Annotated in this window: 17 protein-coding genes; 5 read left to right on the top strand and 12 right to left on the bottom strand. The window is 70.2% G+C overall.

Features of this window, described 5'->3' with window-relative positions:
* Positions 1–216: 216 nt before the first annotated feature.
* Complete coding sequence (locus AC4BGC_RS05050; protein ID WP_490545568.1) at positions 217–390, bottom strand: hypothetical protein; 174 nt, start codon at positions 388–390, stop codon at positions 217–219.
* 221 nt (positions 391–611) lie between these two features.
* Positions 612–1,448, bottom strand: coding sequence for a hypothetical protein (locus AC4BGC_RS05045; RefSeq protein WP_490554635.1), 837 nt, complete (start codon positions 1,446–1,448; stop codon positions 612–614).
* Between the two features lie 122 nt (positions 1,449–1,570).
* Here AC4BGC_RS05045 and AC4BGC_RS05040 point away from each other — a divergent pair, with 122 nt between their 5' ends.
* From AC4BGC_RS05040 to AC4BGC_RS05020, 5 genes are all read left to right on the top strand, one after another.
* A complete protein-coding gene (locus tag AC4BGC_RS05040) occupies positions 1,571–2,410 on the top strand; it encodes an alpha/beta fold hydrolase (RefSeq protein WP_490554634.1) in 840 nt (279 codons plus the stop codon).
* 78 nt (positions 2,411–2,488) lie between these two features.
* Positions 2,489–4,000, top strand: a complete 1,512-nt coding sequence (locus AC4BGC_RS05035) for an FAD-dependent monooxygenase (protein ID WP_490554633.1) — start codon at positions 2,489–2,491, stop codon at positions 3,998–4,000.
* Positions 3,997–5,109, top strand: a complete 1,113-nt coding sequence (locus AC4BGC_RS05030; protein WP_490554632.1) for a hypothetical protein — start codon at positions 3,997–3,999, stop codon at positions 5,107–5,109. Before AC4BGC_RS05035 ends, AC4BGC_RS05030 begins: the two co-directional genes overlap by 4 nt.
* A 33-nt stretch (positions 5,110–5,142) precedes the next feature.
* Entirely contained in the window at positions 5,143–5,754 is a 612-nt protein-coding gene (locus AC4BGC_RS05025; protein WP_490554630.1) for a TetR/AcrR family transcriptional regulator, read from the top strand.
* Positions 5,755–5,875: 121 nt separating this feature from the next.
* The gene (locus tag AC4BGC_RS05020) at positions 5,876–6,982 is read left to right on the top strand and encodes an alkaline phosphatase family protein (protein WP_490554629.1); all 1,107 of its coding nucleotides are present in this window, start codon (positions 5,876–5,878) and stop codon (positions 6,980–6,982) included.
* A 98-nt stretch (positions 6,983–7,080) separates the two neighbouring features.
* Here AC4BGC_RS05020 and AC4BGC_RS05015 read toward each other — a convergent pair whose 3' ends face one another.
* The 10 genes from AC4BGC_RS05015 to AC4BGC_RS04970 form a co-directional block, all read right to left on the bottom strand.
* Positions 7,081–8,712: an ABC transporter substrate-binding protein gene (locus tag AC4BGC_RS05015; RefSeq protein WP_490545580.1), complete on the bottom strand. Its 1,632-nt coding sequence runs from the start codon at positions 8,710–8,712 to the stop codon at positions 7,081–7,083.
* Between the two features lie 137 nt (positions 8,713–8,849).
* Positions 8,850–9,872: an oligopeptide/dipeptide ABC transporter ATP-binding protein gene (locus AC4BGC_RS05010; protein WP_490545581.1), complete on the bottom strand. Its 1,023-nt coding sequence runs from the start codon at positions 9,870–9,872 to the stop codon at positions 8,850–8,852.
* Positions 9,869–10,942, bottom strand: a complete 1,074-nt coding sequence (locus AC4BGC_RS05005) for an ABC transporter ATP-binding protein (protein ID WP_490554628.1) — start codon at positions 10,940–10,942, stop codon at positions 9,869–9,871. Before AC4BGC_RS05005 ends, AC4BGC_RS05010 begins: the two co-directional genes overlap by 4 nt.
* Entirely contained in the window at positions 10,939–11,847 is a 909-nt protein-coding gene (locus AC4BGC_RS05000; protein ID WP_490554627.1) for an ABC transporter permease, read from the bottom strand. Before AC4BGC_RS05000 ends, AC4BGC_RS05005 begins: the two co-directional genes overlap by 4 nt.
* The gene (locus AC4BGC_RS04995; RefSeq protein ID WP_490545586.1) at positions 11,844–12,788 is read right to left on the bottom strand and encodes an ABC transporter permease; all 945 of its coding nucleotides are present in this window, start codon (positions 12,786–12,788) and stop codon (positions 11,844–11,846) included. The genes AC4BGC_RS05000 and AC4BGC_RS04995 overlap by 4 nt, the downstream gene beginning before the upstream one ends.
* Positions 12,789–12,849: 61 nt before the next feature.
* On the bottom strand, positions 12,850–13,629 hold the full coding sequence (locus tag AC4BGC_RS04990; protein WP_490545587.1) for an enoyl-CoA hydratase/isomerase family protein: 780 nt from the start codon (positions 13,627–13,629) through the stop codon (positions 12,850–12,852).
* A 70-nt stretch (positions 13,630–13,699) separates the two neighbouring features.
* The gene (locus AC4BGC_RS04985; RefSeq protein ID WP_490545589.1) at positions 13,700–15,148 is read right to left on the bottom strand and encodes an aldehyde dehydrogenase family protein; all 1,449 of its coding nucleotides are present in this window, start codon (positions 15,146–15,148) and stop codon (positions 13,700–13,702) included.
* A complete protein-coding gene (locus AC4BGC_RS04980) occupies positions 15,148–16,392 on the bottom strand; it encodes a CaiB/BaiF CoA transferase family protein (RefSeq protein ID WP_490554626.1) in 1,245 nt (414 codons plus the stop codon). Before AC4BGC_RS04980 ends, AC4BGC_RS04985 begins: the two co-directional genes overlap by 1 nt.
* A complete protein-coding gene (locus AC4BGC_RS04975) occupies positions 16,389–17,531 on the bottom strand; it encodes a hydroxymethylglutaryl-CoA lyase-like TIM-barrel protein (protein ID WP_490554625.1) in 1,143 nt (380 codons plus the stop codon). Before AC4BGC_RS04975 ends, AC4BGC_RS04980 begins: the two co-directional genes overlap by 4 nt.
* A complete protein-coding gene (locus tag AC4BGC_RS04970; RefSeq protein WP_490554624.1) occupies positions 17,528–18,901 on the bottom strand; it encodes an MmgE/PrpD family protein in 1,374 nt (457 codons plus the stop codon). The genes AC4BGC_RS04975 and AC4BGC_RS04970 overlap by 4 nt, the downstream gene beginning before the upstream one ends.
* Between the last annotated feature and the right edge of the window lie 14 nt (positions 18,902–18,915).

Below are 18,915 nucleotides of genomic sequence, written 5' to 3'. Positions count from 1 at the left end.
CGCAGCGACGCCCGGGGCACGAGGTCCGACCTCGTTTCCCGGGCGTCCGCGCGTCCGGGGTGAGCGAGCGCGGCTCAGCCGCGGGTGGCGGCTGCGAGCTCGGCGAGCGAGGCGAAGTGGTGGTCGGGCTCGGTGACCATCCGCTGGTAGATCGGCTCCAGCATCTGGGTGAACGGCAGCTGGGGGGTCAGCTGCTGCTGGTCCCCGGTTGTGCGCTCAAGCGTTGATCTCCGGGTCGGCGGAGTCCGGCATCTGCCCGGGCTGGGCGTCCGGGTCCGGCTCGCTCTCGGGGTCCGTGGCCGGGAACTCGGACGGCTCCGCCGGGGAGGCGGGGTCGCCGGAGGGCACGACGGTCGGGTCCTGCTCGGGTTCGTTCGGTGTGGTCGTCATGGCTGGCCCATACCCGTTCAGCCGCCGTCGTACGCCCTCCGGGACGGCGGTCAGGCTCGCCGGCCCGGGACCCGTCCGGACCGGCTCAGCGTGGTTTCCTGCGCGGTGCGGGCAGTGAGTTCACCCACACCACCGAGCTGATCGGCGCCGAGTTCGTCGACGACGAGCACTGGGTCGCCGTCAACCGGCTCGAGGGCGACTTCCCCGGTGGCGTCGTCGGGTCAGTCGGTCGCCGACTCGTGTCGCAGCGAGATGTCGTCGACGGTGGGCCAGGTGGTGGGCCAGGCCGGCTCGGCCGCATCTTCCGGGGCGAGGGCGGCGGCGGGGGTGAGGGAGACGCTGCTGAGGCGTCCTTGCTGGATGTCGAGCTCCACCTCGAAGGTCGCGCCGGCGTGCTGGAACTCCGCGCGGACCGGGAAGGCGAACGAGTGCGGCACCGCACGGGCCACGTCGTGGGCGCCGGCGACCGCGAGCCCCACGAAACCGGGCAGCTCGTCGTCCGGGCCTTCCTCGGGGTCCCACACCTCTGCCTGTGTCAGCGTCAGCTGCTCCCGCAGCACCGGGGCGCTGAAGTCGTTGGTCGCGGCGAGGATCGCGGCGACGAGGGCGCGCAGCCGCGGGTCGAGGTCCACCAGCTCGGGAGCGGTGTCCCGGTCCCCTTCCTCGTTCTCCTCCTCGTCCTCCATCGCGGATCCCAGGAGACCCGTGACCAGCGACGTCACCGCTGTGCCGGCCGCGATCACCAGGCGGGGGTGCTTCACCCCACGGGCGACCAGCCACCGGTGCGCCGCACTGTCACACCGCTCCCACAGGCCCATCGTCCCGAACATCGCACCGGTCGCTCCGGCGGCGAGCGCGAACCGAGCGGCGGGCTGGTCACCGAAGGTGTCCTCCTTGCGGAGCGTGTCGTAGGTGTAGACGCCGGACAGACCGGCGCTGACCACCCGGTAGGCCAGCAACGCACGCGGCGGCAGGGCTGCGGGGCTGATCAGTCCCAACGCGCCAGTGGCACCCGCGATCACGAGCTCTCGACGGACATTGGCTGGCAGCAACGACATGCAGCTCCTCGGTAGGGGTGTGGGTGGCCGGGCGGCCGCGTTGGCGCCCATCATGGTGGGCCGCGCCAAGTCCGTTCGCGGTGGGTGGATGCCCACCGACCGGATCACTACGCTCTCTCTCCATGACTGCTGACCGGATCACGTCGTACTCCCGGGACGGGCTCACCTTCGAGGTCCGCGACGAGGGGCCGCTCGAGGGGGACGTGGTGGTGCTGCTGCACGGCTTCCCCCAGCTGAACACCTGCTGGGACCAGGTGGTGCCGCTGTTGCACGCCCAGGGGCTGCGGACCCTTGCACCCAACCAGCGCGGCTACTCCCCCGGTGCTCGCCCCGACGGGCGCCGGTCCTACCGGACCTCGGAGCTGGTCAAGGACGTGCTCGCACTCGCCGACCTCACCGGCGGGCCGGTGCACCTGGTCGGCCACGACTGGGGTGCCGCGGTCGCCTGGGGGACGGCACTTCTCGCACCGGAGAAGGTGCGCACACTGACAGCAGTCTCGGTCCCGCACCCGGGCGCCTTCATGGCAGCGATGCCGCGCGGCCAGGCGCTGCACTCCTGGTACATGGCGTTCTTCAACCTTCCCTGGCTGCCCGAGCGGGTGCTCTCGGACCGGCGTGCCGCCGCCCGGTTCCTGGGCGGCAGCGGGATGACGGAGGCGATGCTGGCCGCCTACCAACGCGACATCGTGGAGAGCGGGGCGCTGCCCGGCGCCCTGGGCTGGTACCGCGCCCTGGCCCTGTCCAGCCCCGGCACGTTCAACAAGCACGTGCAGGTGCCCACCACCTACGTCTGGAGCGATGGCGACGCCGCCCTGGGCCGCGTGGGCGCCGAGCTGTGCGAGAAGTACGTCGACGGCCCCTACCGGTTCGAGGTGATCGAGGGCGCCTCGCACTGGCTTCCCGACGAGCGGCCCGAGGAGCTTGCCGCGGCGATCCTGGATCGGGTCGGCTCACTCACCTGACACCGAGGCCTTGACTTGATCTCGCCCCATTCATACATTCATACATCTTCTGCATAAACGTATGAATGGGGTCTGCGTGTGAAGGTTGGAACCACTGCCGTCGTGCTGGGTGGAAGTGCTGCTGGACTGTGCGCGGCCGGCGCCGTGGCGCCGTACTTCGAGCGGGTGCTGATCCTGGAGCGCGACGAGCTTCCCGCCGAGGCAGAGCACCGGCGGGGCGTCCCTCAGAGCAAGCACCCCCACTTCCTGCTCAACTCGGGCCGCCGTGCCATCGGCGAGCTGTTCCCGGGCTTCGAGGAGGAGCTGATGGCGGCCGGCGGGTTGCACCTGATGCCCTCCATGGACGCCGGTTACCTCCAGGGCGACGGCTGGTCGGCCAGGAAGCGCAGCTCGATGACCATGGTTTACAGCTCCCGGATCCTGATCGAGCGGGTCCTGCGAGACCAGGTCCGTCGCCTGGAGAACGTCACCATCCGGGAGGGGGTCACCGTCCAGGGACTGGCCACCCGGGCGGGCGGCACCGCGAGCGGCGAGGTCACCGGGGTGCGCTTCGCAACGGCGGAGGGCGATGACGAGGTGCAAGCAGACCTCGTCGTCGACGCGCTCGGTCGGGGTTCCTCCGTGGGCGACTGGCTCGTGGCCGCAGGCTGGCCCGAGGTGCCCGTGCAGACGCTGGACGCCAAGGTGACCTACACCTCGCGCTGGTACGACCTGCCGGATGCCGCGGACCGGCCAGCCTCCTGGTGGTGGCAGCACCTGGTGATCATGCCGACCGACGACAAGGGTGAGCACCCCGCCGAGCACGAGTACCTGGTGAACTTCTTCCCCATCGAAGGCAACCGTGCGATCGCGTGCATGGGTTCCTGGGGACACGACATGCCCCGCACCCCCGAGACCTTCGTGGAGTCGGCACGTCGCGTGCGTGCTCCGTTGTTCGCGGCGGCAATGGAGAAGAGCACCCCGACCTCCGAGGTCCACCTCACCCGGTCCACCGGCAACAAGTGGCGCCGCTACGACCGCTGGGAGCACGCACCGGGTGGCCTCGTCTTCGTGGGCGACTCGATCTGCGCCTTCAACCCCTTCTACGCGCAAGGCATCAGCTCGGCGTCCAGCTCCGCGGTGCTCCTCAAGGAGACGCTCGCCTCGGCAGCACGGGAGAGCAGAGCCCCGGACTCTGCCTTCCATGCCGAGTTCCTGGCGGCCCAGCGCAAGCGTCTCGAGGTGCCGTGGGGACTGGCGATGGCGCGCGACCAGGGCTACGCGTGCGCGGTCGGCACCGAGCGGCTGCCTGAATGGCGACGGCGCATCATCGCGGCAGTGAGCGAGCCCGCCTTCCGCTTCATCGTCGGCGCTGCTCGCGAGGACGCCGTGGTCGATGAGCACTTCAGCAAGGTCTTCAACCTCGACGAGCCACTGGGCGAGATGTTGAAGAGCCCTCGGGTCATCGCGGGCCTGGTCCGCTACCGCGTGCGCTCGGCTCTCGGCCTTCACCGAGTCCCCTTCGGCTTCGACTCGCAGGCCGATCCCCCGGCAACGGACTACTCCGAGCTCGATGACGGCGCCGTCCACGAGGCAGCGAGCACACGATGAGCGCGACCTGCGAGGCAGCAGCAGAACAGGTCACCCGCGGGCTCGGGTTCGACTGCCACGACGTGTCGACCGTGGCCTCGGTGCGGGCTCCGTGGGACCTGGCGCACTGGTCGATGCCGTTCCTCGAGCTGCTCGTCGTGGGAGGAGCCGTCTTCGCCCTCGTGCACGCCTGGAGGCGCTACCAGCAGGGCGACCCGGTGAACCTCGCGCTGTGGTGCACGTCCCTGGTGTACCTGTTCGTCATCGAGCCACCGTTGTACTTCCCGGAGTGGTTCGGCCTCGACGGGCAGTACGGGTTCATCTTCGCCCACAACCAGTTCACGGTTCAGTTCATGTGGGACCGGCTGCCGCTGTACATTGTCGCGTTCTACCCGGTCATCAGTCAGCTGGCCTACGAGCTGGTCCGCACGCTGGGGATCTTCAGGTCGCGCGGTGCCGCTACCGGAGCGGTCGCGGTGGCCTTCGTGTGCCAGGTGTTCTACGAGGTCTTCGACCAGATCGGCCCCCAGCTGAAGTGGTGGGCGTGGAACCCGGACAACATGCTCGTGAACCATCCGATGATGGCGTCGGTCCCGATGAACAGCGTGCTGCTGTTCGCGTCGGTCTCGATGGGAGCGATGACGTTCCTGGTCGTGAAGCTCACGGGGGGATCCCACGGCGACGGCGGGCCACGACGGGGCGCCTCGCTTGCCCTTCGCATCCTGGTGGCGGGGGTGCTGACGCCGCCCAGCATGGCGATCGCCGGCATTCCGTCGGGCTTCTTCGGCGGCGAGACTCCCAACGTGACGGCTCAGGCGTGGGTCCTCGGCGCGGAGCTGGCCATCGTGTGGATGGCAGGGGCGTTCATCATCGTGCGCGAGTGGCGTGCCGGGACTCCCGCGCTGGAGCCACTGTCGCCCTTCACGCGCTACTACCCGGCTCTGTACCTGGGCGCGATGGCCCTGTTCTGGCTCACCGCGCTTCCGGCGTACGTCGGGGCGACCGACGGGGTCACTGCTGGTGGGACCCCGACCGGGAGCGGCGCCTACGCCCTCGTCTGCTTCGCGGGTGCCGGCCTGCTGCTGGCGGCGATGTACCGGGCACACAGTCGCACCCCGGCCCTGCGCTGACGCAGCGCGGACCCGATCGGTCACCATTGCGCCATGGGACATCACGGTTGGCAGGGGAACCCTCCCGGCACGGAAGAGGCTGCGCGTCGGCGGATCGTCGAGGCGGCGACCGCCTGCATCGATCGGACCGGCCTGGCCAAGACCACTCTCTCCGACGTCGCCCATGAGCTCGGCGTCACCCGGCAGACGGTGTACCGCTACTACCCGAGCCTGAACGAGATCCTGGGCGCGGTCGCGCAGGCCGGTGTCGAGGACTTCGCCGCGCGCATGCAGGAGCATCTGGCCACGTGCACGACCGCGCAGGAGGTGGCCGTCGAGTCGGTCGTCTTCGCGGTCCGCTCCATCCCGGACGAGAAGTACCTCAGCCTGCTGGTCCAGGCGAGCGAGACGGAGTTCTTCACCGCTGGTGCGACCTCGTCTGCCGCATTCCAGGTCGGTGCGAACATCCTGCGAAGCGTGCCCGCTGACTGGGACGAGGTGGGCATCCGCAGCGACGCGGACTTCGCAGGTCTCGCAGAGATCCTGATGCGCCTGTTCATCTCGTTGCTCCAGTTCCCGACGGCACCGCCGCGTACCGAGGACGAGCTGCGCGATCTGGTTCGCCGTTGGATCGGGCCTGCACTCGTCAGCAGCTCCCCCGCCTGAAGGTCCACCACCGAGCGGTTGAGGTGAAACGAGGCGCAGAAACGAGGACGATGGCCCAGACTGGGCGCACTCCGCCCACGCGGTCAGGAACCCGGCCGACTCCCGGCCCAGAAGGAGCATCGTGACCTCCCTGGACATTTCCCACCGCACCCGCCGGCGCCTCGCCGCTGTGACCACAGCCGCACTCGTAGCCGGATCCGCCGCAGCGGTGGCTACGGCGATGGCGCCGGACGGGCCGGCCGACCCGCCGCAGGCAGCGTTGGCCGCGGCGAGCGCGGACGACCACATCAACCACGTCGTCGCCATCTCCGTCGACGGGCTGAACCCCGATGCGATTCGCAGGCTGGGCCCGTCGCGAGCGCCGTATCTGCACCGGATGATCAACGGTGGCGCGACCACCCTGAACGCGCGAACCGCAGTGGAGTCGACGAGCACGCTGCCGAACCACACCTCGATGCTCACCAGCCGCAAGGTCGCACGCAGCGCTGCGGGGCACGGGGTGCTGTTCAACGACAACCGCAGGAAGGTGACCGTGCACAAGGCCGCGGGTCGTTACGTGCCGTCGGTCTTCGACGTCGTCCATGACGCGGGCGGCGCCACCGCGCTCTACACCTCCAAGGACAAGTTCGCACTGTTCAACCGGACCTGGAACCGCAAGAACGGCGTGGTGGACCGGACCGGCGCCAACAACGGTCGCGACAAGATCGGCGCCTTCGTCTACCGCAAGAACGAGAACCGCCTGGTCTCCGCGGTGCGCAAGGACCTGCTCTCCTCCCCCAACGCGTTCACGTTCGTGCACCTCTCCCAGACCGACAAGGTCGGGCACGCGTCCGGCTACATGTCAGCGAAGTACCTGGCTGCGGTCCGTGCGGTGGATGCGCGGATCGGGGTCATCATGAACACGATCTCGCGCAAGGCGCAGCTCAGGGCGCACACCGCGATCGTGCTCACCTCCGACCACGGCGGGTACGGCAGGTCGCACTCGCTGATCACCTCGCGGGTCAACTACACGGTCCCGTTCATGGTGTGGGGCAAGGGCATCGCGAAGTCCGACCTCTACGCGCTGAACCGCGACTACCGCAATCCCGGGACCGCCCGCGTCGGGTACGCCGGCGCCCAGCCGATCCGCAACGGCGCGCTGGGCAACGTGGCCGCCGACCTGCTCGACCGGCGCGCGATCTCGGGTTCCCAGATCAACGCTCGCCGGAACCTCGACGTGTTCCGCTGACGCCCAGCCCGGTGGCACGCGTCCGGTGGCCCGGTGGCCTCCTCGGACAGACGAAGGGCGCGCACCGATGACTCGGTGCGCGCCCCACGGTCGATCGGCTACTTGGCCCAGACGTACTTCATCCGGAGCACGTCCACCGTCTGCTCTCCGCGACTGCCGGGGAAGCCGGCCACCGCGTCGCCGGCGATCCACCCGCCGACCTGCTGGACCAGTGGCACGCTCGGCATCCAGTCGGCCAGCTCCTGCTGGGCCCGGTCGTAGAGGTCGCCGCGCTCGGCCACCGGCGTCTGCGACATCTCGTCGAGCAACGTGTCCAGCTCTGGGTTGCCGGCGTGAGCGATGGTCCCGGAGGCGCCGGTCTTCAACCTGTTGCGCAGGTCGTTGGCGGCCAGGAGGGTGAACCCGATGTAGCGGTAGATCGCCTGGTAGTTGCCCTGTGCACCGTTCAGGATCGAGGTCGGCTGGTCCAGGGGCGCCACCGTGACCTTGATGCCGACGTCGGAGAGCATCTGCTGGATGATCTCGACCGCCCGGGTGCTCTCCGGGCTGGGAGTCACCTGCACCTCCAGGGTCACCGGGCTGCCCTTCGCCTGGTACTCCTTGACGGCCGACTTGGCCGCGTCGGGATCGAAGGCGGGGTAGTCGACCTCGCTGTAGTCGGGGTGGTTGGGGGTGAACCAGCCCTTCATCGGCGTCGCCCGGTTGGCGAAGACGACCTTGGAGAGGGCCTTGGTGTCGATCGCCTGGATGACGGCCTTGCGCATCGCGGCGTCATCGAACGGCGGCTTGGACAGGTTCAGGGCCAGGTAGTAGTAGGTGAAGAGCGGCTGCTCGAGCACCTTCAGCCCCGCCGCCTCGGCCTTTTCCATGTCAGCCGGCGATGTCGTGGTGGCGAGGTCCAGGCTCCCCGACTCCAGCGCAGCCAGCCCCGCCTGAGGGTCGGAGGCTGTCACCATGGTGACCTTGTCGAGGTAGGGGTACTTCTCGTCGAAGTAGTCCGGGTTGCGCTCCAGCACCAGGTCGCCGCCCGGCTGGAAGGACGCGACCTTGAACGGCCCGGCCCCAACCGGCTTCAGACCGAAGCGCTTGGGGTCCTTCTGCACCGCCGTCGGGGAAGGCACCATGCCGAGGCTTCCGGAGAGCATCAGGGGGAAGTCCAGGTTGGACGCGGCCAGCACGAACTCGACGGTGAGATCGTCCACCTTGTCGGTACTGGTGATCTGCTTGGTGCTCCCGGCGTCGCGGGCGGTGGCGCCGGGCGACTGGTAGCGCTTGACGTGGGCGACGACGGCGTCGGCGTTGTACGGCGTGCCGTCTGTGAACGTGATCCCCTCGCGCAGCTTCAAGGTCCAGCGCTTGCCGTCCTCGGACTCGAGCGACCGGGCGAGCTCAGGCACCACCACTCCGGTGGGCTCCACCCGCATCAGCGGCTCGTAGATGTTGAGCGCCGCCGAGTTGGCCGAGGTCGAGAGGCCCGCCGTCGGGTCGAGGGTGTTGATCGGTGCGACGATCCCGACCTTCAGCTCCCCACCCCGCTTCGGCTTCCCCAGCGCGAGCTGGGCACCGCCGTACTCGTTCCGGGTGACGCCCTCACCCTTGATCTGGACCTCACCGGGCTTGCCGGCCCCGGCCGCATCGGTGTTCGTCTCGGTGCCGCCGCAGGCGCTGGCCAGCGCGAGCACGGCGACCAGGCTGGTCGCCAGTCGCGCGCGTCGGGGGATGGTCGTCACGGTGTCTCCTCTTCGGTGAATCGCGGTGTGAGGTACCTCACCCCCAGAGTGTGGAGAGCAGGTGAGCCCGCGGCGCGACCACCTATCACTTAGTGGAAAACCACGTTCTCGCCCGCGGCGAGCATCCACCGAGGGGGTCAGGCGAGCTCAGCGGCAGCTTTCGACTGGTCGGGCGCACTGAGCGGGTGGTGGCACGCCACGACGTGCTGCGGTGCGAGCTCGGTCAGCGGCGGCATCGTCGAGCGGCACAGGTCCGTCGCGGCCGGGCACCTCGGGGCGAACGGGCATCCCGTCTCGGGAGCACGCCTGGACACCTCGCTCATCACCGTCTGCCGGCGGCGCCCGCCCTTCGGGTTCGGGACCGAGTCGAGCAACAGGTTGGTGTAGTGGTGCAGGGGCCGTTCGTACAGCTCGGTCGCCGGCGCGATCTCGCAGATCTTGCCGAGGTACATCACCGCGATCCGGTCGCTGATGTTCTTCACCACCGCCAAGTCGTGGGAGATGAACACCATGGAGAGCTGGTGCTCGGCCTTCATCTTCTCGAGCAGGTTCAGCACGGCCGCCTGGACGGACACGTCCAGGGCGGAGACCGGCTCGTCACAGATGAGCACCTCCGGCCTCTGCACGATGGCGCGAGCGATCGAGACCCGCTGGCACTGACCACCGGAAAGCTCATGGGGCCGCCGGTCCGCCATCCGCTCGTCGACCCCGACCTCCTCGAGCGCTGCGAGCGCGGTCTCCCGGGGGTCAGGGTGCTTGGCCAGGCGGAGCGGATCGGCCACGATCTCAAGCGCGGTACGACGGGGATTCAGCGAGGAGATCGGGTCCTGGAAGACCAGCTGGATGCGGCGCCGCAGTGGGCGCAGCTGCCGTTGGCTCAGGCCGGTGAGGCGGGTCTCCCCCAGGTGGATCTCACCCGAGGTGGGCGGCGGCAGCTGCACCAGCGAGCGTCCCAGCGATGACTTGCCGCACCCGGACTCCCCCACGAAACCGAGCGTCTCGCCCCGGAGCAGGTCGATGCTGAGTCCGCGAACCGCCTGCAGCGACGGTCGGCCGGGGACGCGGTACTCCACCACGATGTCGCGCGCCGACAGGGCGCTCTGCACACCGGACTCAGGTGGCCCCGTCTGCGTGATGGACTGGATCGGCTGGGTGGTCATGCGCGGGTCCCTTCGACGACAGGAGCCTCGCCGGCCTCGGTGCTGCCGAAGGCCGGCTCCTCGGGGTTGTGACAGGCAGCGGAGACCGGGCCCATCGGTACCAGGCTCGGATGGACGGTGGCGCAGATGTCGAGGGCCCGCGGGCACCGGGCACGGAACGCGCAGCCGTCCGGTCGGTCGAGCAGGTTGGGCGGCCGGCCGGAGATCGTGTGCAGCCGGGTGTGCGGGGGCTCCTCGAGCCGGGGGCGGGCCATCTCGAGGAGGCGGGTGTAGGGGTGCCGAGGGTTGGCGAACACGTCGGCCGAGGCGCCGTGCTCGATCACCTCGCCGGCGTACATCACCGAGACCTTGTCGCACCGTTCGGTGAGCAGACCGAGATCGTGGGAGACGAGCAGGATCGCCAGCCCCCGCTGCTCGCGCAGCTCGTCGAAGAGATCGAGCACCTGAGCCTGCACCGTGACGTCCAGCGCCGTGGTCGGCTCATCCGCGATCAGCAGCTGCGGGTCGCAGGCGAGGGCCATGGCGATCATCACCCGCTGCCTCTGCCCACCGGAGAGCTCGTGGGGGAAGGCGGAGAGCCGATGAGTGGGATCGGGGATCCCCACCTGGCCGAGCAGGTCGGCGGCCTTGGCGCGCGCCTGCTTCTTGCTCAGCCCCTGATGGAGCCGGATGGGCATCGCGAGCTGCTGCCCGATGCGCATGACGGGATTGAGCGCGGTCATGGGGTCCTGGAAGATCATGGCGATCTGCTGACCCCGGATCGAGGTGCGCATCTCCTTCTCCGAGAGCGTGGTGAGCTCTTGGCCGCGGTAGCGGATCGAGCCACCCAGGTGCGCGACGCTGCGGCGCGGCAGGATGCCGAGGATCGAGCGGGCGGTCACCGACTTCCCCGAGCCGCTCTCGCCGACCAGCCCGTGGACCTTCCCGGCCTCGATCCGCAGGTCGACGCCGTTGATGACGTTGGCGATGCCGCGAGCCGTGTGGAAGCGCAGGTGGAGATCCTCGATCTCGAGCAGCGCCGGCTCCCCGGGTCCTCCCAGGCCGGCAGCTCCCTGCTGGATGGCGCTCACAGCGCAGCCTCCTTCACGTCGAACTTGCGGTTGAGCGCCTCGGCCAGGAAGTAGATCGAGAGCAGCGTGATGAACATGGCGGCGGCGGGGAGCAGCGCGATGTGCGGGGTCTCCTCGATCTCCGTGCGCCCAGCGGCGATCATCGTGCCCCAGCTCGAGGTCGGCGGCGGCACGCCGAGCCCGAGGAAGGAGAGCGAGCCCTCGGCGACGATCGCCACGGCGACCATCACGGTCGCGAAGGCGATCACCGGACCTACGACGTTCGGCACGATCTCCCGCCTCAGGATCCGCAGGCTCCCGGCCCCCATGCCCCGGGCTGCGGTGACGAACTCACGCTGGGCGAACCCGAGAGTCGCAGCCCGCGTCACGCGAGCGATGCCGGGCGAGCTGACCAGGCCGATGCCGATGATGAGCGTCCACAGCCCGCTGCCCATGAAGACGCTCAGTGCGATCAGCGCCACCAGGGAGGGGAACGCCAGCAGGATGTCCATCAACGCGTTGATGGGACGCGCCACGAACCCGCCGTAGAACCCGGCGAGCAGACCGAGCACGGAGCCGATCAGCAACGCGATCAAGGTGCCGCCGATGCCGACTGCCAGGCTGACCCGCGCTCCGATGACAAGTCGGCTGAACATGTCGCGGCCCACCATGTCGGTGCCCAGGATGTGGCCAGGGCTCCCTGGCTCCACGGCGATGGCGAGGTAGTCGCTCCTCGTGGGGTCGGGCAGCGGCAGCAGCGGGAAGGCGACAGCGCCGACCACGAGGAGGGTGAGCCACAGGGCGGCGAGCGCCGTGCCCACGCGCATCGTGCGCTTGCCCATCCAGTGACGCTTCCGGCCGCGGGCGGTGGGCGCTCCCGTGGGCGGCGACACCAGAGCGGTGGTCGTGCTGGTCTCGATACTCATGCGCGCACCCTCGGGTCAAGCATCGTGTGGAACATGTCGACGAGGAAGTTGACGACGACGTACGTCGTGGCAACGAGGAGGATGATCCCCTGGACCATCACGTAGTCCCGGGCGTTGATGCTGCTGTAGAGCAGCGTGCCGATCCCCGGCAGACCGGAGATCAGCTCGATGACGATGGAGCCGCCGACGAGGTGGCCGACATTGACGCCCACGACGGTGATCAGCGTCGGCATGGAGGGCTTGAGGGCGTACCGCACCAGGATGTTGGGGCGGCTGATGCCGACCGACCGAGCCAACAGGATGTAGTCCTCCTGGAGGGTGCGGACCATCTCGCTGCGCAGGATGCGCAGGTAGACCGGGATCAACCCCGAGGCGAGCGCCAGCGTCGGGATGGTCAGCGACTTCACGCTCGCCCACACTCCCTCGGACAGAGGAACGTACCCGATGGCCGGCAGCAGCTTGAGCTGGACCGCGAAGAGGAAGACCAAGAGAATCGCGACCATGAAGTTCGGCACCGACTGGCTGCCGAAGGTGAACACGGCGACCGTCTTGTCGAGCACCGAATCGCGGCGGCTGGCCGCGATCGTGGCCAGCGGGATCGCGACGGCGAGAGAGACGATCTCGGCCATCACCAGGAGCTGGAGGGTGACCGGCGTCCGCTCGACGATCGCCGCGAGCACCGTCTGCCCGGTGCGGTAGGACTCTCCCAGGTCGCCTTGGAAAAGTCCTCCGAGCCAGGAGAAGTAGCGCTGGATGAGCGGCTGGTCGAGGCCGAGCTGCTGGCGAATCGCCTCCACCGCACCTGCCGAGGGCGAGTCCGTGGCAGCCACGATGACCTCGGCGGTGTCACCGGGCATCAGGTCCATCAGGACGTAGACGAAGAAGGTCACGCCCAGCAGCACACCGATCAGGTGGACCAGCCGAATGGTCAGGATCCGCATCACTTGCCTCCAGGTGTGCGGCAGGGCCCGGCGTACGGGCCGATGGACGCGCGTAGGACGCTCAACGGGCTTGCCACTGGGGCTCCCGGCGCTCGAGGAAGGCGCGTGCGCCCTCGATCTGGTCCTCCGAGGCGTACACGTCCGGACCGGCGTCGAGCCGGATCGCGGTGTGCGGCGCCATGCCGGCGGTCTTGCGATAGGTCAGCTTCAGGCGCTGCAGCGACAACGGAGCCGAGGACACGACATCGTCGAGCCACTCCATCGCCTCCGCCACCAGGTCCTCGCCGGGAAGGATGGCGTTGACGAGCCCCCACCGCTCCGCCTCGGTCACCGGGATCCGCCGACCGGTGTAGAGCCACTCCATGGCGATGCCCGGTGGCACGGTCACGGGCAGCATCACCGAGGCGAAGTGCGCGCCGCGGCCGCGCTTGGCCTCCGGGAGACCGAAGAAGGCAGTGGGCGCGACCAGCCGCAGGTCGCAGGAGAGCGCGAGCTCGCAGCCGCCGGCCATCGCAGGTCCGTTGACCACCGCGATGGTCGGCTTGCGCGTCTCGATCATGACCTCCATCAGGCTGCGCCGGCCGTTGTGCAGCGGCCCCCGGAACGGGAGGCCCTTGGCCGCGAGGTCGCGGGCATCCTTGAGGTCGGCGCCGGCGCAGAACGCCGTACCGCTCCCGGTGATCGCCACGGCATAGACGCCCGGGTCGTGGTCGGCCTCGACCAGGGCAGCCATCAGCGCCTCGTTGAGCTCGTGGTTCAACGCATTGCGGACGGTGGGCCGGTTGAGCGTCATCAGCCGCACGTGTCCGTGGTCCACGACGTCGAGCACCGGTTCGGTCATGTTCTCCTCCATCGTCTGCCAGGTGGGCTGGGGTGCCCGGGAATGTGTTCGGGGAATGTGGTTCCGAAGTTCAGCTGGGTGGGTCGGCGCGGACCGTCACCCACTGGGTGTCGGTGAAGGCCGCCAGGTTCGTGCGGTGGCCGCCGTGCCGGGCGCCGTTCCCCGAGTCCCGGACACCACCGAAGGGCACCGTCGGTTCGTCGTTGATCGTCTGGTCGTTGATGTGCACCAATCCGCTCGGCACCCGCTCCGCCAGAGCGAGGCCTTTCATCACGTCACGCGTGAGGATTCCGAGCGACAGCCCGTACGGTGAATCGGCCGCGAGCCTAGCGGCTTCGTCGAGGTCGCCGAACGCGAGCACGGGCGCCACCGGCCCGAAGACCTCCTGGACGTAGGCGGGCGTGGTCGGCGTGACGTCGGTGAGCACCGTGGGCCGGTAGAAGAGCCCCTCGAAGCTCCCGCCGGTCGCGACCGTGGCACCGTCGGCGACGCTCGCGGTCACCAGGGCGTGGATGCGGTCGCGTTGACCCTCGTCGATGATCGGACCGATCATCACGGTGGGATCGGTGGGATCGCCGACGGGCAGTCGGGCGGCGTGCTCGGCCAGCCGTGCGGCGTACTCGTCCGCGATCCGCTCGTGCACCAGATGGCGCCCGGTGGCCATGCAGATCTGGCCCTGGTGACGGAAGGCGCCTCGGGCCGCAGTGGCCACCGCAAGGTCGAGGTCGACGTCGTCGAGGACGACCAGGGCGGAGTTGCCACCGAGCTCGAGGTGCACCCGCTTGAGCTGCTGCGCGGCCAGGGTTGCGATCGCCCGCCCGGCCCCGGTCGAACCGGTGAAGGCGATGACGGGCACGTCGCGGTGACGCACCAGCGCCTCACCGACGTCGGCCCCGCCCGGCAGCACGTGCAGCAGGCCCTCCGGCAGCCCGGCCTCCTCGAAGACACGGGCGAGGACGGCACCGCCGACCACCGAGGTGCGCGGGTCGGGCTTCAGGACCACGGCGTTGCCCAGGGCGAGTGCCGGCGCCACCGAGCGGATCGCCAGCGCGATCGGGGCGTTGTACGGCGCGATCACGCCCACCACCCCGACCGGCCGCTGCTGGGTGAAGGAGAGCCGCGGCTGGGTGGAGCGGAGCAGCTCGCCGTAGGGGGCTGCGGACAGGGAGGCAGCCTCGTGGCACTCCTCCGCGGCGCTCGGCCCCTGCATCATCGCGCCGGGACGGTTCCAGCCCGCCTCGCGGACGGCCCACCCGCCGATCTCCTCGGCGTGCTCGACGAAGAGCTCAGCGGCCCGGCGCAGCACCTGCGCCCGGACCTGGTGGCCGGCCCTCGCCCAGTCCCCCTGCGCGCGTACGGCGGCGGCAACGGCGCGATCGACGTCCACGGGCGTGGCCTGACCGATCTCCCCCAGCTTGTCGCCGGTCGCGGGCTCGATCACCGCGAGTGCCTGCGGGACTGCACGCCAGCCCGAGGAGTAGATCGCCCGCTCCCAGACGCGGGGCTCCAGCAGACTCATCACGCGACCGGCCCGGGGACGCCGGCCTCGGTCTCGCCCACGACACCGTCGCTGACCAGGGCCTGCACGGCGGACTCGTCGTACCCCAGGGAGCCGAGGATGGCGGCCGTGTCGGCGCCGAGCATCGGCGGGGCGGTGGGCGCCGGGAGGTGGGCGCCGTCCACCTGGATCGGCAGCGCGACCACCTTCAGGTCAGGGACCTGCGGATGCGGGAGCTCGCGGATCCCGCCGATGGCCTGCACCTGCGGGTCGTCCGGCAGCTCGTCTGCCGCACGGATCGGTGCGTGCGGCACCTTCGCCGCGGACAGCAGCTCGCACAGCTCGCTGCGGTTGAAACCCCGGGTCACCCCGGAGAGGGTGGTCTCCACCTCGGCCCGGTTCGTGGAACGGTCACCGTTGCTGCCGAAGCCCGGCTGCTCGTCGAGCTCGGGCACGCCCAGGGCCGCGATCAGCTGGAGCCACAGCTTCTGGTTGCCGGCGGCGATGAACACAAGTCCGTCGCTGGCCGGGAACGCACCGTAGGGGACCATCCCGGGGAACCCGGACCCGAGGTTCTCGCGCTTGTTGCCGGCGTTCGCGTTCATGATCGTGCCGCCGACCCAGTCGAGCGCGGTGCTCAGCAGGGACACGTCGACCACGCTGCCGACGCCGGTCGCCTCGCGCCGCCGCAACGCGTCCAGCACCCCGATCGCGGCCCACATGCCGGTCCCCTTGTCGAGGACCGAGAGCGGGACCCGCGCCGGGCCGGCCGCCGTGTGGGGCATCATCGCGACGATGCCGGAGTAGGCCTGCAGGACGGGGTCGTACGCCGGTTCCGCGGCCTTGGGCCCGACCGCGCCGTAGCCCGTCATCTCCACGTAGACCAGGCGGGGGTTCAGCTCGCGCAGGCGGGACCAGGAGAACCCGGCGGCGGCGAGCGCGCCCGGGCGGAGGTTCTGGACCAGCACGTCAGCAGAGCGGACCAGGTCCTCCAGGATCGCCCGGCCGCGCGGGTCCTTGTAGTTCAGCTCGAGACTGCGCTTGCCCCGGTTCAGCCCGAGGAAGGCGGTGCTGACCCCGTTCCAAGCCGGCGGGTTCCACGCGCGGGTGTCGTCACCGTGGCCCACGCGTTCGACCTTGATCACCTCGGCGCCGAGGTCGCCGAGGATCATCGCGGCCATCGGCCCGGCGACACTCGTGCTGATCTCGATCACGCGCAGCCCGTGCAGGGACCCCGGGTGCTCGGACGTCGGTATCTGGCTCATCGCCGGCTCGCCTTCTCGATGGTGCGGATTCGCTCGACCGCGTCGCGATCAGCAGAGCTGATCGGCTGCTTCCAGGGGCTCGGGCAGCCCTCGTAGGCGACGGGACCGAGCCTGAAGTGCTGGGCCTGCTCCACCGTCTCCACGAACGGCATGTCCATCGGGTACAGCGAGTCGGGTCCGGGCCGCGGGCCCGCCTTGCTCACCCGCCCGTACAGCTCGTGGCCGACGACCTCCTCCGCGAGGAGTGCCGCCTCGACGAGGGCAGGCAGGTCCACGCCGGTCTCGACGCCCTCGGCCTCGAGGAGGTGCACGAGGTCCTCGGTCGGGATCATCCTGGTGGCGCGGCCGTTGCCGCCGTACGGGCAACCGCCCATGCCGCCGACACTCGAGTCGATCACCAGAGTGTGCTCGGGCCCGAGCGCCCGGTAGGCCTGGTAGGCGGAGAGCAGGGCCGTCCCCCGGCCGTCGTGCAGGTGGAGGTGGTAGGTCGTGATGTCGGGGAACTCCGCAACCATCGCCTCGATGGTCTCGTCGACCGCCGCCGGCGTGTTCCAGCTCATCGGGTCGCCGATCCAGGCGTGCGTGACCGGTATCCCCGCGGCCTCCCAGGCCCGGACCTGTAGTCGCAGGTCGTCCAGCCGTTGCCCGGTGGTGAACCCGCCCAGCCAGTTGGAGCCCCAGGCCGCGTTGATCCTGACCGAGGCCCGGGCGAGGCCTTGCTCCCGGGCCGCAGCCACCCGGTCGGGGATCCGAGCCAGCTCGTCGGCGCGGGTCTTGCCGGTGTTGCGCTGCACGAACACGTCGCACAGGTGGACGCTGGTCGCGCCCATCGGCTCGTACTCCGGGACGAGCTTGGTCCCGAGGTACGGCGCACGCCGGTCGATGCCCCGCTGGTTGAGGGCCAGCGCGAAGTACTGCACGCCGGGGACAGGCTCGAAGCGTTCCACCAGCTCGTCGATGTGTGCCATCTGCGGCACCCACCTGGGGCTCACGAACGACCCCACGTTGATGGTGCGGAGCCCGGTGCGCCCCAGCGCGTCGAGCAACCGCAGCTTGTCATCGACCGAGATCTCGGCGCTCTCGATCTGCATGCCCTCGCGCATGCCCTCCTCACGGATCTCCACGCTCGCGGCGCTCATGCCCGCCTCCTCAGGGCGTGCTGGACCCAGCCCAGCGAGGTCTCGGCCGGTGCCGATGCCAACCGGCCGATGAGCTCCGCGCTCTCGGCCGAAGTCCACCCGCCTGCGGCGAACGCGCCCGTGGCCTTGGCGACCAGCTCCTCGTCCGACAGCGGATCGCGCGCGTCACCGTGGGTCAGGTCCACGCCCTGGCGCAGCTCTCCCCCGCCGGCGAGCCGCACTGCCACCGAGGTGTGGTGACCGTCCGGTCCGCGCTGATCGGCGGGTCGCCGCACGATCCGGCACAGCCCCGTCAGGCGGCGTACGTCGGCGTCGAGGACTCGCTCGTCGGTGAAGTCGGCCAGCTCGACATGACCGGCAAATAGCGCCTGCGCCACGCAGTACTCGAGGCTGAACTTCCCCTCCAGCCCGGTGGTCGGCAGCCGGTCGATCAGCGGGCTCCCCTCGCTGTCGGGCACGGAGACCTCGATCGCGGCAACCCGGTCGGCGCCGCCGAGCTGCTGGTGCAGGTCGATGGCGGCGTCGATGGCGCGGTGGGTCGCGTAGCAGGACGGGTACTGCTTGAGGACCCAGTCCTGCACCCAGTCGCGCTCCCACGCGTCCAGCCGCTCGGCCAGGCTCTCGATGCCGGCGGGGGTGCCCGCGCCGTACATCGCGAAGAACCCGCGGCGGTCCTCCAGGACGGCGGCGTTGGCGGTGAAGTCCCTCTCCGCCAGGGCCACGGCCATCAGCGAGTCCCGGGCGGCGAGGCCCGCGTGCAACGGCTTGGTCATCGTGCCGAAGTTCGCGAGGCTGCCCGCCGCGGTCGAGGCCGCGATCCCCAGGGCGTGGCTCGTCCGGTCCGGGTCGAGACCGACCAGGTGGGCGAGCGCGGCCGTGGCGGCGAGCCGTCCCGTCGTGGCGGTGTTGTGAAACCCCCGCGCCGAGTGGTGCCCGACCGGGAGGACCTCAGAGATCGCACGCGCCACCGCGGAGCCGACGTCGTACGCCGCCACCAGCCGGGCGCCGCTGGCCTCGGTGTGCGCGAGCCTCGCCAGCAACGCCGGGACCAGCACCGTCCCGGGATGGAACGGCATGCTCGGGACCGCGTCGTCCCAGTCCAGCGCGTGCGCGAAGGTGCCGTTGAGCAGGGCGGCCTGCGAAGGGGCCAGGGACAGGTCGGTCCCCCAGACGGTGGCCGGGCCCTCGGCCGGTTCCGAGGTCACCCAGTCAAGGGCCCGCGCAGCCACCTCGGTGCGGGCGCCGGCCACCGCGACCGCGACCGTGTCCACGAGGACGCGGCCGACGGCCTGCGCGTGCGGGGCCTCGGGCCGGACCCTGCTCGCGAACTCCGCGACGGCCCGGGTGGCCCCCGGTGTACTGCTGCTCACTGCGATGGCTGCTC

Source organism: Nocardioides sp. Z38_18, from assembly GCF_058215695.1.
This window is presented reverse-complemented; position numbering and strand designations above follow the sequence as displayed.

Excerpts from the sequence above, each read along its gene's own strand:
- AC4BGC_RS05045 (WP_490554635.1), bottom strand. The coding sequence starts at position 1,448 with ATGTCGTTGCTGCCAGCCAATGTCCGTCGAGAGCTCGTGATCGCGGGT.
- AC4BGC_RS04985 (WP_490545589.1), bottom strand. The coding sequence starts at position 15,148 with ATGAGTCTGCTGGAGCCCCGCGTCTGGGAGCGGGCGATCTACTCCTCG.
- AC4BGC_RS05000 (WP_490554627.1), bottom strand. The coding sequence starts at position 11,847 with ATGAGTATCGAGACCAGCACGACCACCGCTCTGGTGTCGCCGCCCACG.
- AC4BGC_RS05025 (WP_490554630.1), top strand. The coding sequence starts at position 5,143 with ATGGGACATCACGGTTGGCAGGGGAACCCTCCCGGCACGGAAGAGGCT.
- AC4BGC_RS05050 (WP_490545568.1), bottom strand. The coding sequence starts at position 390 with ATGACGACCACACCGAACGAACCCGAGCAGGACCCGACCGTCGTGCCC.
- AC4BGC_RS05040 (WP_490554634.1), top strand. The coding sequence starts at position 1,571 with ATGACTGCTGACCGGATCACGTCGTACTCCCGGGACGGGCTCACCTTC.
- AC4BGC_RS04980 (WP_490554626.1), bottom strand. The coding sequence starts at position 16,392 with ATGAGCCAGATACCGACGTCCGAGCACCCGGGGTCCCTGCACGGGCTG.
- AC4BGC_RS04990 (WP_490545587.1), bottom strand. The coding sequence starts at position 13,629 with ATGACCGAACCGGTGCTCGACGTCGTGGACCACGGACACGTGCGGCTG.
- AC4BGC_RS04975 (WP_490554625.1), bottom strand. The coding sequence starts at position 17,531 with ATGAGCGCCGCGAGCGTGGAGATCCGTGAGGAGGGCATGCGCGAGGGC.
- AC4BGC_RS05010 (WP_490545581.1), bottom strand. The coding sequence starts at position 9,872 with ATGACCACCCAGCCGATCCAGTCCATCACGCAGACGGGGCCACCTGAG.
- AC4BGC_RS05030 (WP_490554632.1), top strand. The coding sequence starts at position 3,997 with ATGAGCGCGACCTGCGAGGCAGCAGCAGAACAGGTCACCCGCGGGCTC.
- AC4BGC_RS04995 (WP_490545586.1), bottom strand. The coding sequence starts at position 12,788 with ATGCGGATCCTGACCATTCGGCTGGTCCACCTGATCGGTGTGCTGCTG.